Origin of the sequence: Nonomuraea sp. NPDC050394, from assembly GCF_044459065.1 — a bacterium.
Classification (GTDB): domain Bacteria; phylum Actinomycetota; class Actinomycetes; order Streptosporangiales; family Streptosporangiaceae; genus Nonomuraea.
Genome location: NZ_JBITIO010000012.1, coordinates 113,072 through 129,174, shown reverse-complemented (window position 1 = coordinate 129,174; position 16,103 = coordinate 113,072). Strand labels below are relative to the sequence as shown.

General features: G+C 70.4%; 19 protein-coding genes. 7 read left to right on the top strand and 12 right to left on the bottom strand.

All coding sequences use genetic code 11. From position 1 onward, the window contains the following. Positions 1–10: 10 nt before the first annotated feature. The 4 genes from ACIBKY_RS37820 to ACIBKY_RS37805 are packed head-to-tail and all read right to left on the bottom strand — an operon-like array spanning position 11 to position 4,442. Positions 11–631 (bottom strand): response regulator, encoded by a 621-nt coding sequence (locus tag ACIBKY_RS37820; protein ID WP_397104524.1) that lies wholly within the window; start codon positions 629–631, stop codon positions 11–13. After that, positions 628–1,836, bottom strand: coding sequence for a sensor histidine kinase (locus ACIBKY_RS37815; RefSeq protein WP_397104522.1), 1,209 nt, complete (start codon positions 1,834–1,836; stop codon positions 628–630). Before ACIBKY_RS37815 ends, ACIBKY_RS37820 begins: the two co-directional genes overlap by 4 nt. Positions 1,837–1,872: 36 nt before the next feature. Continuing rightward, on the bottom strand, positions 1,873–3,690 hold the full coding sequence (locus ACIBKY_RS37810) for a hypothetical protein (protein ID WP_397104520.1): 1,818 nt from the start codon (positions 3,688–3,690) through the stop codon (positions 1,873–1,875). Beyond that, positions 3,675–4,442, bottom strand: a complete 768-nt coding sequence (locus tag ACIBKY_RS37805) for an ABC transporter ATP-binding protein (protein WP_397104518.1) — start codon at positions 4,440–4,442, stop codon at positions 3,675–3,677. Before ACIBKY_RS37805 ends, ACIBKY_RS37810 begins: the two co-directional genes overlap by 16 nt. Positions 4,443–4,599: 157 nt before the next feature. Here ACIBKY_RS37805 and ACIBKY_RS37800 point away from each other — a divergent pair, with 157 nt between their 5' ends. Continuing rightward, positions 4,600–6,030, top strand: coding sequence for a hypothetical protein (locus ACIBKY_RS37800; RefSeq protein ID WP_397104516.1), 1,431 nt, complete (start codon positions 4,600–4,602; stop codon positions 6,028–6,030). A gap of 18 nt (positions 6,031–6,048) precedes the next feature. Here ACIBKY_RS37800 and ACIBKY_RS37795 read toward each other — a convergent pair whose 3' ends face one another. The 3 genes from ACIBKY_RS37795 to ACIBKY_RS37785 form a co-directional block, all read right to left on the bottom strand. Further along, the gene (locus tag ACIBKY_RS37795) at positions 6,049–7,032 is read right to left on the bottom strand and encodes an alpha/beta fold hydrolase (RefSeq protein ID WP_397104514.1); all 984 of its coding nucleotides are present in this window, start codon (positions 7,030–7,032) and stop codon (positions 6,049–6,051) included. A gap of 87 nt (positions 7,033–7,119) precedes the next feature. Next, the gene (locus ACIBKY_RS37790; RefSeq protein ID WP_397104512.1) at positions 7,120–7,488 is read right to left on the bottom strand and encodes a PEP/pyruvate-binding domain-containing protein; all 369 of its coding nucleotides are present in this window, start codon (positions 7,486–7,488) and stop codon (positions 7,120–7,122) included. A gap of 283 nt (positions 7,489–7,771) precedes the next feature. Continuing rightward, positions 7,772–8,257 carry a MarR family winged helix-turn-helix transcriptional regulator gene (locus ACIBKY_RS37785; RefSeq protein WP_397104510.1) on the bottom strand — a complete coding sequence of 162 codons (486 nt, stop codon included), beginning with the start codon at positions 8,255–8,257 and terminating at the stop codon, positions 7,772–7,774. An 82-nt stretch (positions 8,258–8,339) separates the two neighbouring features. On the opposite strand from ACIBKY_RS37785, the gene ACIBKY_RS37780 reads away from it, so the two are divergent. The 3 genes from ACIBKY_RS37780 to ACIBKY_RS37770 all read left to right on the top strand — a co-directional run bounded on the left by ACIBKY_RS37780 (position 8,340) and on the right by ACIBKY_RS37770 (position 11,215). Then, positions 8,340–9,776: an MFS transporter gene (locus tag ACIBKY_RS37780; protein ID WP_397104508.1), complete on the top strand. Its 1,437-nt coding sequence runs from the start codon at positions 8,340–8,342 to the stop codon at positions 9,774–9,776. Between the two features lie 127 nt (positions 9,777–9,903). Then, positions 9,904–10,734 (top strand): helix-turn-helix domain-containing protein, encoded by an 831-nt coding sequence (locus tag ACIBKY_RS37775; protein WP_397104506.1) that lies wholly within the window; start codon positions 9,904–9,906, stop codon positions 10,732–10,734. A gap of 46 nt (positions 10,735–10,780) precedes the next feature. After that, entirely contained in the window at positions 10,781–11,215 is a 435-nt protein-coding gene (locus tag ACIBKY_RS37770; RefSeq protein ID WP_397104504.1) for an SRPBCC family protein, read from the top strand. 76 nt (positions 11,216–11,291) lie between these two features. Here ACIBKY_RS37770 and ACIBKY_RS37765 read toward each other — a convergent pair whose 3' ends face one another. Beyond that, a complete protein-coding gene (locus tag ACIBKY_RS37765; RefSeq protein WP_397104503.1) occupies positions 11,292–11,591 on the bottom strand; it encodes a DUF6355 family natural product biosynthesis protein in 300 nt (99 codons plus the stop codon). A 253-nt stretch (positions 11,592–11,844) separates the two neighbouring features. Here ACIBKY_RS37765 and ACIBKY_RS37760 point away from each other — a divergent pair, with 253 nt between their 5' ends. Beyond that, the gene (locus tag ACIBKY_RS37760) at positions 11,845–12,057 is read left to right on the top strand and encodes a hypothetical protein (RefSeq protein WP_397104501.1); all 213 of its coding nucleotides are present in this window, start codon (positions 11,845–11,847) and stop codon (positions 12,055–12,057) included. 340 nt (positions 12,058–12,397) lie between these two features. After that, entirely contained in the window at positions 12,398–12,631 is a 234-nt protein-coding gene (gene atpE, locus ACIBKY_RS37755) for an ATP synthase F0 subunit C (RefSeq protein WP_397104499.1), read from the top strand. A 268-nt stretch (positions 12,632–12,899) separates the two neighbouring features. On the opposite strand, the gene ACIBKY_RS37750 is transcribed toward atpE, so the two are convergent. Next, entirely contained in the window at positions 12,900–13,388 is a 489-nt protein-coding gene (locus tag ACIBKY_RS37750; protein ID WP_397104497.1) for an RNA polymerase sigma factor, read from the bottom strand. Then, positions 13,385–13,849: a hypothetical protein gene (locus ACIBKY_RS37745; protein ID WP_397104495.1), complete on the bottom strand. Its 465-nt coding sequence runs from the start codon at positions 13,847–13,849 to the stop codon at positions 13,385–13,387. The genes ACIBKY_RS37750 and ACIBKY_RS37745 overlap by 4 nt, the downstream gene beginning before the upstream one ends. 72 nt (positions 13,850–13,921) lie before the next feature. Here ACIBKY_RS37745 and ACIBKY_RS37740 point away from each other — a divergent pair, with 72 nt between their 5' ends. Continuing rightward, positions 13,922–14,353, top strand: coding sequence for a hypothetical protein (locus ACIBKY_RS37740; protein WP_397104493.1), 432 nt, complete (start codon positions 13,922–13,924; stop codon positions 14,351–14,353). Here the strand turns inward: ACIBKY_RS37740 and ACIBKY_RS37735 are convergent, their stop codons facing one another. Both ACIBKY_RS37735 and ACIBKY_RS37730 read right to left on the bottom strand, forming a co-directional pair. Then, the gene (locus ACIBKY_RS37735) at positions 14,354–15,322 is read right to left on the bottom strand and encodes a CU044_5270 family protein (protein ID WP_397104492.1); all 969 of its coding nucleotides are present in this window, start codon (positions 15,320–15,322) and stop codon (positions 14,354–14,356) included. It abuts the gene before it with no gap. Then, positions 15,322–16,083 carry an RNA polymerase sigma factor gene (locus ACIBKY_RS37730; RefSeq protein WP_397104490.1) on the bottom strand — a complete coding sequence of 254 codons (762 nt, stop codon included), beginning with the start codon at positions 16,081–16,083 and terminating at the stop codon, positions 15,322–15,324. Before ACIBKY_RS37730 ends, ACIBKY_RS37735 begins: the two co-directional genes overlap by 1 nt. Positions 16,084–16,103 lie beyond the last annotated feature (20 nt).

The window sequence follows — 16,103 nt, the reverse complement described above, 5'->3', positions numbered from 1 at the left end:
GCGGGAGGGATTAACTGAGCAGGCCTCGCCGATAGCCCTCGCCGACGGCGGCGGCGCGGTCGCGTACGCCGAGTTTGTCGTAGATGTGCAGCAAATGGGTCTTGATGCTGGCCTCGCTGATGAAGAGTTTGGCGGCCGCCTGGCGATTGGAGGCGCCGTCCGCGACGAGGGCGAGGACCTGAAGTTCGCGGTCGGTGAGGGCGGCCTTCACCGGCCGGCGTACCTGGCCCATCAGGCGGCCGGCGACCGAAGGGGACAGGACCGGCTCGCCCGCGGCGGCGGCGCGTACGGCACGCAGGAGTTCGTCGGTGGGGGCGTCTTTGAGGAGATAGCCGGTGGCGCCGGCTTCGATGGCGGGCAGGACGTCGGAGTCGCCGTCGAAGGTGGTCAGGACGAGGACCTTGATGTGGGGATGGGAGTGGCGCAGGGCGGTGATGGCGCTGACGCCGTCCATTTCGGGCATGCGCAGGTCCATGAGGACGATGTCGACCTCGAGTACGGCGGCGCGGTCAACGCCTTCGCGGCCGTTGGCGGCTTCTCCCGCGACGTGGATGTCGGGTTCGGCTTCGAAGGCGGCGCGCAGGCCGTCGCGGACGATCGGGTGGTCGTCGACGATGAGGAGGCGGATCACCGGGGGTTTCCTTGGAGTGCGGGAACGGTGGCGCTGACGGCGGTGCCCTCGCCGGGCGTGCTCTCGATCTCGAGGGTGCCGCCGACGCCGCGCAGGCGTTGTCTCATGCTGCTGAGGCCGAATCCCTTGCCGCTGGGGTTGTGGATGCCGGTGCCGTCGTCGCGGATGTCGAGGAGGACGACGCTGCCGGTGTAGGACAGGGTGAGGCCGGCACGGGTGGCGCCCGCGTGTTTGGCGACGTTGGCGAGGGCTTCCTGGGCGACGCGGAACAGGGTGACCTCGATGGCGGGGCTGAGGGGTACGCGGTCGCCGGTCACTTCGACGTGGAGGTCGACGCCGGTGGTCTGGGTCCAGTTGCGGGCCAGGGTGGTCATGGCTTCGGGGAGATGGGCGTCCTCAAGCTGGTGGGGCTGCAGGGCGGCGACGGAGCGACGGGCTTCGGTGAGGCTGTCCCGGGCGAGGTTGAGCGCGAGTTCGACGTGGGTGCCGGAGTCCTCGACGCGCTGGGCGGCGCGCAGCTGGGTGATGATGCCGGTGAGTCCTTGGGCGAGGGTGTCGTGGATTTCGCGTGCCATGCGCTGGCGTTCGTCGAGGATGCCGGCCTGGTGGGCCTGGGTGAGGAGCTGGGCGTGGAGGTCGGCGTTCTCCTCAAGGGCGGTCTGAAGGTCGCTGACCGCCTTTCGATACTTGTGCTGCCGGTCCTCGATCCTGATGGCCGCGATGTGGCCGCCGCCGATGGCGACGGTCTGCACGGCGATGATCGCCAGGTGGAAGGCGACGAGCTGGATGGTGGCCTGGGTCCAGTCGAGCGACGAGCCGTACAGGACGAAGGAGGTGGCGGCGACGGCGGCGAAGGTCCACTTGGAGGGGGCGAAGTTGGCCGCGAGGAAGAACCCGGAGATGCAGTAGATGATGAAGCTGGGGTGGTGGAGGGTCAGCAACCCGGCCATGGCCAGGACGCCGGCGAAGTGAACGGTGACGGCGACCCTGCGCCGGCGGACCTCGGCGGGGAGGAGGGTGTGGGCGCCGAGACCCCAGGCGAGGGCCAGGGCGGCGAGCGCGACCGTACGGGGGATCCCGCCTTTGAGCTCGTCGGGTGAGGCCAGGCCGATGATCAGTGAAGCGGCGAGGGTGATGTAGGGGACGATCTCGACGACGCGCTCGAAGCGTCGCTCCCAGGTGGAGAGCGGGAAGGGGTCGTTCATCCGGGGGCACGCCCTCCTCTCGGGTGCGGATGGGTTTCAGCTGGTGGGGGCCGACGAGGACGAGCTTAGGCGCATGGGGATCAGGATGGCGTAGCCGTACATGAGCAGCCCCAGGGCGATCATGAAAATGATGGTGGGCCATTGCCAGATCGGCGGGAGATGAAAGGCGAGGAACCATGAGCGGCCCTCGATGCCGAAGATCTTCATGATCATCGGCACGAGGCCCTGGGGGAACAGGGGAAGCCAGGCGATGGTGTAGCTGATCGTGACGCCGACGCGGTGCAGGAGGGGGAGGTCCACGGTGGTGGGTTTGCCGGCCTGGGGCGCCGGGCCGTGCTTCATGAGGTTGAGCAGATCGATCCCGTGGTTCTCGAGTCTGCGGTACGCGATCCTGCCCAGTCCCCAGGCGGCGAGAGCGCCGGTCAGCACACCGGTGGCGATGCCGGCCCAGGGGTGAAGGAGGATGGCGCCGGCCGCGGGCAGGGCGGTGACGGGGACAGCGAGGAGCACGAGCCAGGCGAGGCTGGTTTCGGCGGTTTCGTCGGCGCCGGTGCTGAGCGGGTTGCCGCCGCGCTTGTGGGGGTCGGTGCCGGGGACGAGCGAGGTGACGGCGAGCAGGACGATGACCCCGGCGCCGCCGCCGAGAAGGGCGGGGAGCAGGCCGAGTACCCACGGCCAGGCCCAGGTCTGGCCGCTGACGAGGGTGCCGGTCAGGGAGAGGAGCACCGCGGCCGGGCCGACGATGAGGAGCCAGGCGAGCTGGCGGCCGCGGACGTCCGCGCGTTCCGCGCCGGGGGTCATGAGGGTGAGCCAGAGGGCGGTCCCGTCGGCGCCGTAGAGGTTGGCCGAGGACGCGGCGGCCATCACGATCGCGATCAGCCCCGTGAAGGGGACCATGGCCCAGGCGCCGATGGTGAGGAGCAGGAGGGGGGTGACGATGGCGTAGGAGAAGGCGGTGGCGAGCAGCTGGATGCGGACGAGGTCGCGCCACCAGGCGCGCAGCTCCTTGGCGGCCGTGATGCGGGCGCCGCCGGTGCCGGGGAGGGGACGGGGCGTACCGCGACGGGGCGGCACACCTCCGCGTGCGGCCGAGACGACGCGCCGCGACAGCAGGGCGGCCCAGACGGCCAGGAGGAGGGCGATCACGCCGGCGTTGGCGGCGAGGATGACCACGGCCAGGGGCCAGGAGGCCTCGATGGCGGCCACGCCCCAGCCGGAGGGCAGGACACGGACGAGAACCTGGGACCAGGCGGCCGTGTCGGTGCCGCCCAGCGCCACGACGGGTGCCCAGCCGTTGCTGCACAGGGCGATGGCGGTGCCGGTCACGATGCCGACGGCGGCCGCGGTGGCGCGGGACCTGACGAACAGCCCGATGACCGCCACGACGACGCGGGAGATCATCACCATCGTGAAGAGCGTGGTGACGGCCGCCACCAGGCCGATGAGCACCCCGGCCGGGCCGAAGCGCCAGCCGTACACGGGCAGGGACATCAGGGCGAGGAGATTGACGGCGGGTGCGGGGCCCGCGAAGGCTCCGGCGAGCAGCGCCGCCGCGATCCGGCCCGGCTTGGCCGGGAGCATGGAGAAGTACTCGGGGCGAAGGGCCTCGCCGCCCCCGATGAAGATGGGGCCGAAGATCCAGCCGGAGAGCCACACGGCCAAGGTGACGGGCAGGTAGGCGGGCCACAGGACGGCGACGGCGATGGTGCCGAAGGCCAGGATCAGCCCGGCCGAGACGCCGGTGTAGAGGTTGGTGGCGTTGTCGCCGCGCAGGGAGTTGCGCATGAGTGCCAGCCGCATGCGCATCATGTGCCGGGGCGACGCGGCCGGGCCGGGGGTCAGGAGGTGAGCCATGCCAGCCCCTCCGTTCCGCCGGCGCGGGCGCCGACGAGGTCGACGAAGGCGTCCTCCAGGGTTCCGGCGCCGCGGACGTCGGCCAGCGGTCCGGCGGCCACGACGCGGCCGTCGGAGATGACGCCGACGTGGTCGCAGAGCTGCTCGACGAGGGCCATGACATGACTGGAGATGATCACCGAGCCGCCGTTGTCCGCGAACCTGCGCAGGATGGCCCTGATCGTGGCCGCCGAGACGGGGTCGACGGCCTCGAAGGGCTCGTCCAGGACGAGCAGGCGGGGCGCGTGCAGCAGGGCGACGGCCAGACCGATCTTCTTGCGCATGCCGGTGGAGTACTCGATGACCAGGGTCCGCTCCGCGGAGTCGAGTTCGAGGACCTGGAGGAGTTCGTCGGTGCGCTCGGCGACGACGGCGGGCCGCAGGCCGCGCAGCAGGCCGAGGTAGGTGAGGACCTCACGGCCGGTGAGCCGCTCCGGCATGGCGTTGCCGTCGGGCAGCACGCCGATCAGTTCCTTGGCACGGACGGTGTCGCGCCAGACGTCGACGCCGAAGATCTCGGCGCTGCCGGCGTCGGGGCGGAGCAGGCCGACGGCCATGGCCAGAGTGGTGGTCTTGCCGGCGCCGTTGGGGCCGACCAGGCCGTAGAAGCATCCGGCGGGGACGGTGATATGGATGTCGTCGACGACCTGGTGGTCGCCGAAGGCTTTGTGGAGTCCGATGGCTCGGAGGGCGGGCTCCTGGTGTGTTGGCATGTCTTGAGAATCGCGCGGGGAGCGGGGGTGGCGGATCGTCCGGCCGGAGAGCGGAGCGGTGGATTCCGGCATCAACCGATCGGTTGATGCGGAGGGGCGGCTGGTCCGTGTAGCGGGCCCCTTGCTCAGCCGCGTTTCCCTCCATCATTCTCGATGGGTGATCTGGTGGCTGTCCTTCCGGGCCAGGCGCGGAGACCCGGCGGCGATCCGTGAACTGTGGCGGCGCTGGCGCGCGGGTGGCGACCCGGCCATCTGGGACATACTGCGGCGCACGGGCCTGATCGACGACGAACTGGTGCTCTCCGTGCTTCACGGCACCCCCGTCGTACGGGCCACCGCGCTGGAGGCGGTCATCGCCCGAGGCGACCAGAAGGTGATCGACAGGCTGTTCCACCCCGGCTGGCGCGACCCGGACGCGGCGCTCGAACTGCTGCGTGAACTGACGGCGCGCGACCTGGCACCCCACGGCAACGCACACCTGGCCAAGGTACGGCTGGCGATCGGCGACCGGGACGGCTTCCTGGAGGTCGGTGAGTCCGTGACCACGCCCGTCCCCGGGCTTCTGTGGCCCCACGCGATCATCGCCGAGCATCTCAAGAAGCTGGAACTGGAGGACTGGTTCCTCCGCCAGAGCCTGCGCCGAGACGATCAGGACTTCGCGCCCTTCGCCAGGATGCTGAAGCGCCCCATACCCATCGACCTCGTGGAAACCGCCCTGCGCAGCGCGCACCCGCCGACCGCCGACCTCGCCGGGGACCGGTGCCGCACGGCCCGCGGGAGCGAGCTCGCGGCCCTGTGGGCCCAGGCGCTGCGCGGCGGAGAACCTTGGCCGGCGCTGTTCGCCAATCACACCCGCCTCGGCGCCGAGGCGAGCGGACACGCCTGGCGACTGTGGCTGGCCGGCCCCACCCGGGAGCTGTCCGGCCACCTGCTGAGGCACGGGAGCGAGGTCAGCGGCCCGGCCTTGGACGACATGAGCGTGGTCGGTGAGACGGACCTGCTCATCGAGGTCCTCATGTCCCCCCGCCTGCCACGGGCGATCCGCGTGCTCATCGAGCGCTCCCCCACGCTGCGTGGCCACGTGGTCCACGACCTGCTGAACGGCCGCCTGGACGCCCTGGACACCGGCCGGCTGACGGCCGGCTACCGGCATCCGCAGCTTCGCGAACCGATCCGCGCGGCCTTACGCGAGGCCCGCGGCCTGGACCTTCTCGCGATCGTCAATCCGGCCTCACCGGAGGAACAGCTGTTCGTGGCCGACACCTTCCTCGCGTGGGAGGACTGGGCGAGGCTGCGCGACCACCTGCTCACCTGGCCCTTCCTCGACGTCCTCCAGTACGGTCCCCGCCTGGCCCGCCACCACGCGCCCGAACTGTCCGCCCTGAGGCCGGCCCTCGACGCCGGCCGCGCGATGATCCGCTACGCCCGCGTGACCAGATCGCCCCGGATCAAGCCCATCCTGCGATGCTCGCTGGCCAAGATGACCGGCGACGATCTGGCGGTGGTGCGCTGGATCCAGAAGAGCGCGAAGAGCAACCCGAAGCTCTGCCTGCTCGCCCACATGATCGAATCCTGCCTGACCCGGTGACCACGTGCCCGGGACGCTCTACCGGGTGCCGGTGAAGAAGGCCCGCAGGTGGCGGTTGACCGGGTCCGGGCAGTCCAGCTGGGGGACGTGGCCGCAGCCGTCCAGGATCACGAGCCGGTCGTTCGGGAGCAGGTCGGCGAACCGGTGGGCGCGCTCGACGGGCTGGACGGTGTCCTGCCTGCCCCACAGCACCAGGGTCGGAGTCCTGGTGGCGGGCAGGGCGCGTTCGGTCGGCGTCCAGTCGAGGCGGCGCTCCAGCAGGTAGGTGGCGCGGATGTTGTCATGGAAGGTCATCGGCGCCCACCACTCGTCCACCAGCTGATCGGTGACGCGGCCCTTGTTGACCATCATGCCCTCGGCCAGGCCTCGGACGGTGGACTTGCCGGTGGACAGCTTGACGGCCAGCTCGCCGACGACGGGGATCTTCAGGGACTCCCACATCAGGGTGCCCGGCAGATCCAGGCCGGTGGCGTCCAGCAGGGCGAGCTTGGTGACGCGGCCGGGGTGGCGCTGCGCGAAGGCCAAGGCCCAGCCGCCGCTCCAGGAGTTGCCGGCGAGCGCGGCCTGCCGTACACCCAGACCGTCCATGAACGCGCCGACGGCGGCGACCATCGCGTCCAGGTCGAAGGCGAAGCCCGGGTCCTTCACCCGCGTGTAACCCTGGCCGGGCAGGTCGGCCACGTAGACCGTGTGGTCGCGGGCCAGCGCGTTGAGCTGGTCCTTCCAGCCGATGACCGAGGTGCCGCCGGGCGAGAGCAGGATCACCGGCGTGCCGGATCCGGCCTGGACGTAGTGGAAGCGGGCGATGGGAGTGTCGATGTAGCGTGAGCCGGCTTGGGCCAGGTACGGCGAGCGGAAGGCACGTCCGTCCTCGGCGGGCTGCCAGCCATAGGCGCCGAACAGCAGCGCGGCCACCAGCAGCGCCAGCACGGCCGCGACCCGGCGGCGCCGGCGCACCGGGCGGGCGGCGGCGGTCTGCGGTGCGTTCTCAAGGCCAACCATGGTGATCTCCGGCGTGGTCGGGGAAGCGTTCATGCCTCTGGACGGACCGGAGTGCCGCCCTGTGACAGGCCCGGCAGGTGAATTGGCTCACGCGGCAGAACCCGTGCGGGCAGCGCTGCCGGCCACCCGGGCGTTCACCATGCGCTGCACGATGACCGCGATGCCGGTGTCACGGTGGTCGACGCCGTGCGCCGTCCGGTACCGGACGGCGCGGTCGGACCACAGGGACGCCCAGCAGCGCTTGATCGCCGCGAGGACCTCTTCGCCGCCGGTGACGTGCAGGAACGTGTCGTACTGCCCGGCGAAGCTCGCCTCGGCCAGATCCTCGCCCGGCGACGACGAGCGCACCGCGACGCTGGTGTCCTCGCCCATCTCCCGGTACGCGCGTACGACGGCCCGGCTCAGTTTCCCGGGCGGTTCCGTGGCCAGGATCGCCGTGCGAACCGAGCGCGCCACCGCCTCGGCCGGGAAGCGCCGTTCAGGAGAAGCGCCGCCGTCTCGGCGCAGGCGGAAGCGTAGGCGGGGGTGGTGATGACGAAACCGTCGGGGACGCTGAATCCCCTGCCGAGCATGGCGGCCAGGTTCACGGCCTTGTTCCCGGCCGATTCGGCGTCCCGCGCCTCTCGCGACCTCACCACGGTGCGCGCATCCGTGACAGCCACCTGGTCACCACTCCTTCGCTGGTCGGCAGGTGGCATCACGATGTCGCCCCAACCCGGGTTGAGTGCAAGCGCGCGCGTCATCGTTCCCGCTTCCGGAGCAGCAGATCACACTCGTCGACGGCGTCTTCGTAACTGCCGCGCAGGAAGGTGTGGATCGTCGCCAGCTGGTCAGGTGAAAGGGTCGCCATAGCCCGGCGGCTGCGGGCATCGATCCCCTCGTAGAACGAAGCGATGCGTTCGAGTCCCTGAGCCGAGGCTTCGACGAGGACGCGGCGGCGGTCCTCCGGGTCGGGTTGCCGCCGGACATATCCCGCCTTCTCCAGGCGGTCGATCATGTGCGTGACCGCGCCGGTGGTGCGCCCGAGCTGGGTGCTGAGCGCGCCGGCGGTGGAGGCTCCCGCCCGGTTGAGCGCGTGCAGGCAGAGCAGGTCGGTCTGGGCGATGCCGAGGCGCTGGGAGATCAGGTCGTTCAGGCGCCCCAGGGCTCCGGCGAGGTCCGTCATGGACGTGACGATCCGGTCGGCCAGTTCGCCCGTGTGGTCGTCATGCGGTTTGACAGACATGCGGGGCTCCATTTATCTTCGCGATTCAGATACTTAACGATGAAGCTATTGTATCGGATGTCTGCGAACGGAGAGTCCCCCGGTGTCTATCGGCACATCACCCGTCACCACCAGAGCGCGGACGGTGGCCCTCGTCGTCATCTTGCTGGCGAGCTTCATGGACCTGCTCGACGTCACCATCGTGAACATCACGCTGCCCTCCGTCCGGACCGAACTCGGCGCCTCGCCCGCGCACCTGCAGTGGATGCTCGCCGGCTACACGCTCGCCTTCGCGCTGGGCATCATCACCGGAGCAAGGCTCGGCGATCTGTACGGCTACAAGCGGGTCTTCCTCATCGGGATCGCGGGCTTCACCGCGGCCTCCGCCCTGTGCGGCGCCGCTCCCACCGCCGAGGTGCTGGTGGGCGCCCGCGTCGTCCAGGGTCTCCTGGCGGCGGTGATGGTCCCCCAGGTGCTTTCACAGATCCAGCTCATGTACGGCCCGCACGAGCGGGGCCCGGCCATGGCCGCCTTCTCCTCCCTGTCCGGACTGGCGGCCGCGACCGGGCCGATCCTCGGCGCGGTCCTGCTGCAGGCCGACTGGTTCGGCCAGGGGTGGCGAACCGTGTTCTGGATCAACGTCCCCGTCGGCATCGCGGCGTTTCTCGCGGCCGTCCTCGTCCTGCCGGAAGCCCGGAGCACCACACGGCCCCACCTCGACCTCACCGGCGTGCTGATCTCAACGGCGGGTTTGGTCCTGGTGCTCTACCCGCTCATCCAGGGCAGCGAGGGACGATCCTGGCCCACGTGGGCGTACCTGAGCGTCATCCTGGGCGTCCTCGTGCTGGCCGGTTTCGTCCGCCATCAGCGGCGCCTGTCCGGCCGGGGGAAGTCCCCGCTGATCGAGGTCGGGCTCCTTCGCATGCGGCCGGTCGGCGGCGGCCTCCTGATCCAGTTCCTCTTCTTCCTCCCGGTGATGGGCTTCTTCCTCACCTTCATGCAACTCCTTCAGCCCGGTCTCGGCATGACTCCCATGAGCGCCGGGCTGACGATCCTGCCGTGGCCGATCGCCACCACCCTCGCGGCCGGGCTCGGTGCCGCGGTGCTCCTTCCGCGCCTCGGACGCGCCACGGTGCAGATCGGGCTCCTTGTTCTGGCCGTCGGGTTCGCTCTCCTCGCGCTGGCCGCGGACTCCGCTCCCGGCGCGAACGGGCTCGGCTTCCTGCCGGGGGTCGTCGTCGGCGGGCTGGGGATGGGGCTGACCGTGGCGCCCCTGGCCCAGCTGACGCTGGAGAAGGTCCCGGCCAGGCACGCCGCCTCCGGATCCGGCCTGTTCAACACCATCGCTCAGCTCGCCGCGTCCGTGGGAGTGGCTCTCTTCGGCACCCTCTTCTTCGCGCAGTCGTCCACGCGCGCCGGCGGATACGCGGCCGCCTTCACCGTCACCATCTGGGCCGGCATCCTCCTGCTCGCCCTCACCTTCGCCGCCACCTTCCTTCTGCCGCGCAAGAGGTTGTATCTGTACCGGCCCAAGACCTGAACACGAGCGACCTTCGCCCTGGCCGGTGGCGCGTGCGCGTCCCGCGCGGGGCCGGAGCCCGCGACCCACCCAGGGCGGGCGTGACGGACGGTGACATGGCGGCCCGCGGGGCGCGATAGTGACGGGCATGGAGTTCGAGTTCGTGACACGGCGGCCGTCGCAGGGGCTTGAGCCGTTCACGGAGTCGGTGTGGTTCGCCCGGGGACGGATGACGTACCCGCGCGAGCGGATCGCGCCGACGGGATCGACGGTCGCGGTGCTCGTCCTCGGATCCCCGATCGTGCAGACGCCGCGCAACGGCGACGGACCGGCGTTCGTGGCGACGGAGGGCTGGCTGGCCGGGCCGCATGACCAGCCGGTGATCAATGCTCCGACCGCCGAGACGCTCGCCGTCGGTGTGGTGACGTCGCCGGTCGGCTGCCGCGCGCTGTTCGGCGTCGATCCCGCTCCGCTGCGCGGGCGGGTCGTGGATCTGATGACGGCGTGGCCGCCCGCCCGTGCGCTGCGCGCCGCACTGCTCACCCGCCCAGACCCCGCCACCTGCCTGGATTCCGTCGAGGCCACACTGCGCGCCGGTCTCTCACCCGCCCGCGGATGGCGACGGTGTACGGCCGCCGTCGCCGCGCTGGAGGCCGATCCGCGACGGCGCATCTCCGGCCTGGCCGCCGAGCTCGGCATCACCCCCGCCCATCTGGATCGCGAGTTCGTGCGCGTCATCGGCCTGACCCCGCGCTCCCTCGCGCGCATCCTCCGGCTGCGGCAGCTGCTGAATCGTGTGGACGTGCACGCCGACCTGAACTGGACCGGACTGGCCGCCGAATGGGGATGGTTCGATCAGAGCCACTTCATCAGGGACTTCAAGCGCCACAGCGGGGTGACGCCGTCCGCGTACGTGCTCGCCCAGCGCGGCGCGTACGCGGACGGGCAGAACGAGCCGGGGTTCGTCCCCGAGATGTGAATTCCGTACAAGTCCCCTTCCGCGGCCGGCCGTCACACTATGGGCCATGAAACGGGCATTCACCGTCGACGCCGTCATCGACCGGCCGGCGCGGGACGTATGGCGGGTACTGACCGACTGGGAACGAGCTCCCCGATGGATGCAGGGCGTGGAGTCGATGTACGCCGAGTCGGGCACCCGCGTCGGCTCGACGATCATCTTCCATGCCCGCGGCAAGACCCGCACCAGCGAAATCGCCGACCTGGACGAAGGACGCTCGATCACACTCGTGACCATCCAGGGCGGAGTCACCGCCCGCTACGTCTACCGCCTGGAACCGCTCGACGGCGACGCGCGTACCCGCGCCCGCCTGACCGCCGACCTCGCCACGACCGGATTCCCCTGGACGCTGCTGGCCCCCTTGATCCGCCTGGCCGTACGCCGCACCGACGCCGGCCAGATCCACGCCCTGCGTACGGCCGCGGAGAACGCGCAGGCGTAGGGCTCATTCCGACCTGAGCGCCTCACCGGCCCGGCGCTCACGGGAATGTGAGCGCCGGATCGGACGACCTGAAAGGTCAGCAGTTCCAGCCATCGTGATAGACGCCGTAAACGTTCGCGAAGTTGCCCAGTTGCACCTGCGTTCCCGGCTGGACGCAGTAGTGCTCGTTGCGGCTGAATCGCCTGGTCACCCAGATCCTCTCACTCACGTTCGCGCAGTTGCGGTAGTACTCCGTTCCCGCGTTGGTGTAGTGGCCGCACACCGGTGCCCGGAGTGCGGTCGCCGGCGTGGTGGTGGCCGCGGCGGGGAGCGCGGTGGGGCCCAGAGCCAGCACGGTGGTCGCGGCCAGCAGGGCCGCCTTGAGCTGAGTGCGCATGGGAGTTCTCCTTCTCGTGTCGGATGTGTGGGAGCTGTGCCGGCGCCGTGGCTCAGGCGCGTGAGCGGGTGCTCGGCCGGTGGACGGTTCGCCGCACCTTTGCTTGCGGTGGGTGTCCGTTCGGTCACCGCCGCATGGCACGAGCAAAGCCGGACGGTGAAGGTGTCCAACAGGGCCTCGGACGGACTCGGCCGAAGTCCACCACCATGCGGCCACCCCCGGACAGGCACGAGCGGCCCGGATCGGCGGCGTCGTGGAACCGCGCGAGGTGAACGGCCGGCCGGGCGCGATCTTCCGGGACCGGGACGGCAAGGTCGTCAACACCCTGAGGCTCGACATCCTCGATGGGCAGGTTCAGACGATCCGCGCGGTGATCAACCCCGACAAGCTCGGGCACCTGGGCCCGGTGGCCGACACCTGGACGGTCGTCCGCGAGGCGAACCAGGCCCGCCGTCCCGGGGAATGACCGCACGGGCCGGCTGCGCGGCCGCCCATGGTGATGCGGCGCCGGCGCTCCGAGCTTGGTGACGTGCGATCATCCGGCCGCCCACTGGTGGGTGGGTCACCGAGGTGAGGGCGCGCCCAACGCTGTGGGCGCGGAATCCCCTTTGGGGCTTGTCGGCAAAAGACGAAAGGAAGATGTTTACCGTTTTTCCGCCCTCCTGGGACGACCTGGATGGATTTGTCTAGCGCGTCGCTTGACGAGCAATTTCCTATCGGCTTGGAGCATCTGAACATTCCTCTTCAGAGCCTCTATGTGAGGAAATATCGGTAAATCGCTACCGGACGTCCAGAAGGGCAACGTTATGGGTGTTCTCGCTCAGATCTCCGGCAACGTCACCGCCATAGGCTACGGCCTTGCCGCCATCGGCCCCGGCGTCGGTGTCGGCATCATCTTCGGTCAGGGCGTGCAGGCCATCGCCCGCCAGCCCGAGGCCTACGGGCTGATTCGCCAGAACATGCTCCTCGGCTTCGTCCTCACCGAGGCCCTGGCCCTGATCGGCCTGGTCGCGCCGTTCATCTTCAGGGCCATCGAGTAATGGCGCATGAATTGTTCTCATGACGAGCCATTTGCGACCGTGTCCCGCGCAAGAGCTTCTGGTCGGCGAATCCGCAGGCATTCACGTCCAGGGCATCCGAGTCCGCACCGGCCGAAAGCGGCCCTCGGGGAGTCAGCCGTGCCTTTCTCGACCAGAGCCGGTGGTGACCGGCTGATCCCGGCGGTCCTGCTCGTCGCGCCTTTCGTCCTGTCCTTTGGCGCTCCGGCTGGGTCCGCCTCCGGGGGAGGTGATGGGCGCCGCCGTTCCCTCAGGACTGCCATGCCTGGCGGAAACTCCGTCGTGCCCGCGCCAGCCTCGACTTGACCGTGCCCACGGGCACCTCCAGCAGCCGGGCGGCGGCCGCCTCCTCCAGGCCCTCGAGGTCGCGCAGCATGAGCACGGCCCGATGCTCCGGCGAGAGCCGTTCCAGGACGTCGCGGATGTCCACCGCGCTCTCCACGTCCTGCCGCGACGGCAGCTCGGACAACTCCGCGGGGCCGGCTCGGCCGTCGCGCCTGGCGATGCGCACCGCTTCCCGTACGGCTATCGCCCGCGCCCAGCCGTACAGCGCCTCGGGCTCACGCAGCCCGCGCAGGTTCTTGAAGACGGCGATCAGCGCCTCCTGGACGGCGTCGGGTCCGCTGTCGAGCGCGATGGGGCCGCAGATCCGCCCGAGGTACGGCGTCAGCTCGTTGAGCAGGTCGCTCATGGCCATGGTGTCCCCGCGCTGTGCGGCCAGGACCAGTTCGACGGTCACCTGGCCCGCTCCTCGATCCGGCCGGCCAGCCGCGCCAACGCCTTGCGCCCGGCCGAGCGCACGCCCAGCGGCACCAGCGCGGACCGTCCCGGCACACGAAGACCGCCGGTCTGCGCGACGAGCGTGCCACCGGGTACGGCTGTCGCCGCCAGACCGACGAGCAGGAACCTGGACTGCATCCAGCACCAGCCCGGTCGCAGATCGACGGCGAACCGGGCGCGCATGCCGTACCTGCTGCGAGCCTTCGCGACCAGACGCCCGTCGCCGTCGTCGGCGACGATCCGCACGTGCCGCATGTCCGGCTCGAACGTGCCGAACTCCCGCTCCAGGTCGCTCGCCACCTCCCAGATCAGCTCGAAGGGGGCCGGGATGACGCGTTCGGCGACGTGCGCGCCCGGGATGGTGGCGGCCAGCGCCCGCAGGCGCCGCACCGGGTCCAGATCAACGACAGGCCAGTTCATATACGTCCAGAGGCGGCGAGGTTCCCAAAGGTTCCATGGAACCATCAGGGAATCCGCCTCCTCCTTGAGGGCATGAACACCACACGACTCGGCACCTTCGTCGCCACCATCCTGGTCGTTGACGCCATGGCCCACCTGTACTGGCTCGTCAGGCCCGCATCCGACCCCCGTGCGCTGTCCATGGCCGTCCTGAACATGGAGGTGCCCTTCACTCCCCGTGTCCTGCTGCCGCTGATCCTTCTGCTGGCCACGGCGGCGGCCGCGATCGTGGCGGTCTCCAGAGGCCGGGGCGGGTGGCCGGCGAAGGCGGTCGCGCTCGCCCTCGGGGCGGGGCTGCTGGTGCGGGGAGTGCTGGGCCTGGTGTGGTCCACCGGCTTCGGCACGGACACCGGCATGCCGTTCTACTGGCTCAACCTCCTGCTTTACACACCTGTCTGCCTGATCTCGGCCGGCGCGGTGGGCCTCGTCCTGGCGCGTACGCGGAAGACGGGTGTGCGGGTTTGATCAGCGCGGGACTTCCCCCGCGTGGTCGACGATGCCGGCGGCCACCTGAGCCACCGCGAAGATCACCTCACCCTCGGGCAACGCGCCGTACGGCGGCGGCGAGGCCGATCCGCCGACGTAGACGGTGCGTCCGCCGAGCAGGACGTAGGTGTTCGGGTCGATGATGACCTCCCGGCGAATTCCCTCGTCGTCGATGTAGATGCCCACTCCTTCCCTGCCCAGCAGATCGCTCACCTTCTCCACGCCGACGCCGTCCAGCTGCGAGAGGACGGTGTAGAGGGCGGCACGCAGGCGAGCCGCTGGAGCGCCCTCCTGGAGGATGGTCAGGACGTGACCGAACACCGCCCGAGCCTCGGGCAGAGGGATGTCCTTCGTGTCCTTTCTCAGGCGTTCCCGCAGAACGGCCGGCTCCAGGGGGAGCGAACGCAGGTAGGCGGGGTCGAACCGGCGGCGGGGATCCTCCCCGCCCTGACGCCTGGTGATCGTTTCGCTGCCCGCTTCCCGCAGGGCTCTCTCCTTGCCGTCACCCCGAGTCCACATCTCGGTGGTGTGCCGGGAGCCGGTCTCGGCTCCTGCCTTCGGCGACGCGGCCGGCGTGGGCGCTATCCTGGGCGATCGGTAGAAGTCTCTTCTGGCGTAGACCCACTGATCGTCTCGCGGGTAGACGTCCGCCTGGCCCGCCGCCGCCGCCGTCGCGCGCTTGGCCAGGGTCTCGGCGTTGGCCACGGGCAGCCACGCCGGAGCGCTGGGGCGTTCCGCAGGGAGGTTCTGCACGATCGTGACGCCCGCCGCGATCGTGACGCCAAGAACGCCGACGGCGGCCACGCGCACAAGGGGACGGGAGAGCCTGCGACCCCGTGGCTTGGGGGCCATCGCGGCCAGGACACGCCGCCGGGCGCCCCGAAGATCGCTCTCGTCGCTCTGCCGTACCTGTGACCGCAGGTCGCGAACCATGTCCAGGTCGTTCATCAGACCTCCTCAACGATGTCGATCGGATTGCTGCCGCCCAGCGCGTGGACCACCTTGCGGCGGGCACGCGACAGGCGGGACCGCACGGTGCCGACGGGCACGTCCAGCGCCTGCGCCGTCTCCTCGTAGCTGAGGTCGCCCCAGGCGATCAGCAGCAGTACGTCGCGCTCGCCCCGGCCCAGCTTGGCCAGGGCGGCGGCGAGCCGTTCCCTGGTCGCCGAGGCGGACACGCGGGCGGCCACGCGCTCGTCGAAGGCCGCCGCCACAGGGTCCTCGCCGGTTCGGGCGAGCGCCCGGTATCCACGTACCTCCGCTCTCCGGTGGGTGCCGATGATGTTCGTGGTGATGCCGTACAGCCACGGCAACGCCTCCGATCGGTCGAAGGCGTACCTCTGCCGCTTCTCGAACGCCCTGGTGAACGTCTCGGCGACCACGTCCTCCGCATGATCCGGACCGAGGCGCCGGACGACGTAACGGTGCAGCGCGGCGGCATGCCGATCGAACAGTTCGGCGAACCGCTCCGGCTCGCGCAGCGACGCCCTGATGATCGCCGAATCCTCCGTCGTGGCCGGCACGCGGGCCGTCACGGGGGCCTCAGCGGGGGCCGGGCCCGGAGACGGCGGCCGCGCGTCCGCGGGAACCGGCATGCCGGCCGCCGCTGAGCCCTCCGCCAGAGCGGCTCCGCGCATGCGGTCCCGTCTGCTCAGCTCCATGGAACCTGCCCCCGCCGTGGGCGGCTCCTCGTGTGGAATGAATGTCACGACCGTACTTATCCGATGGC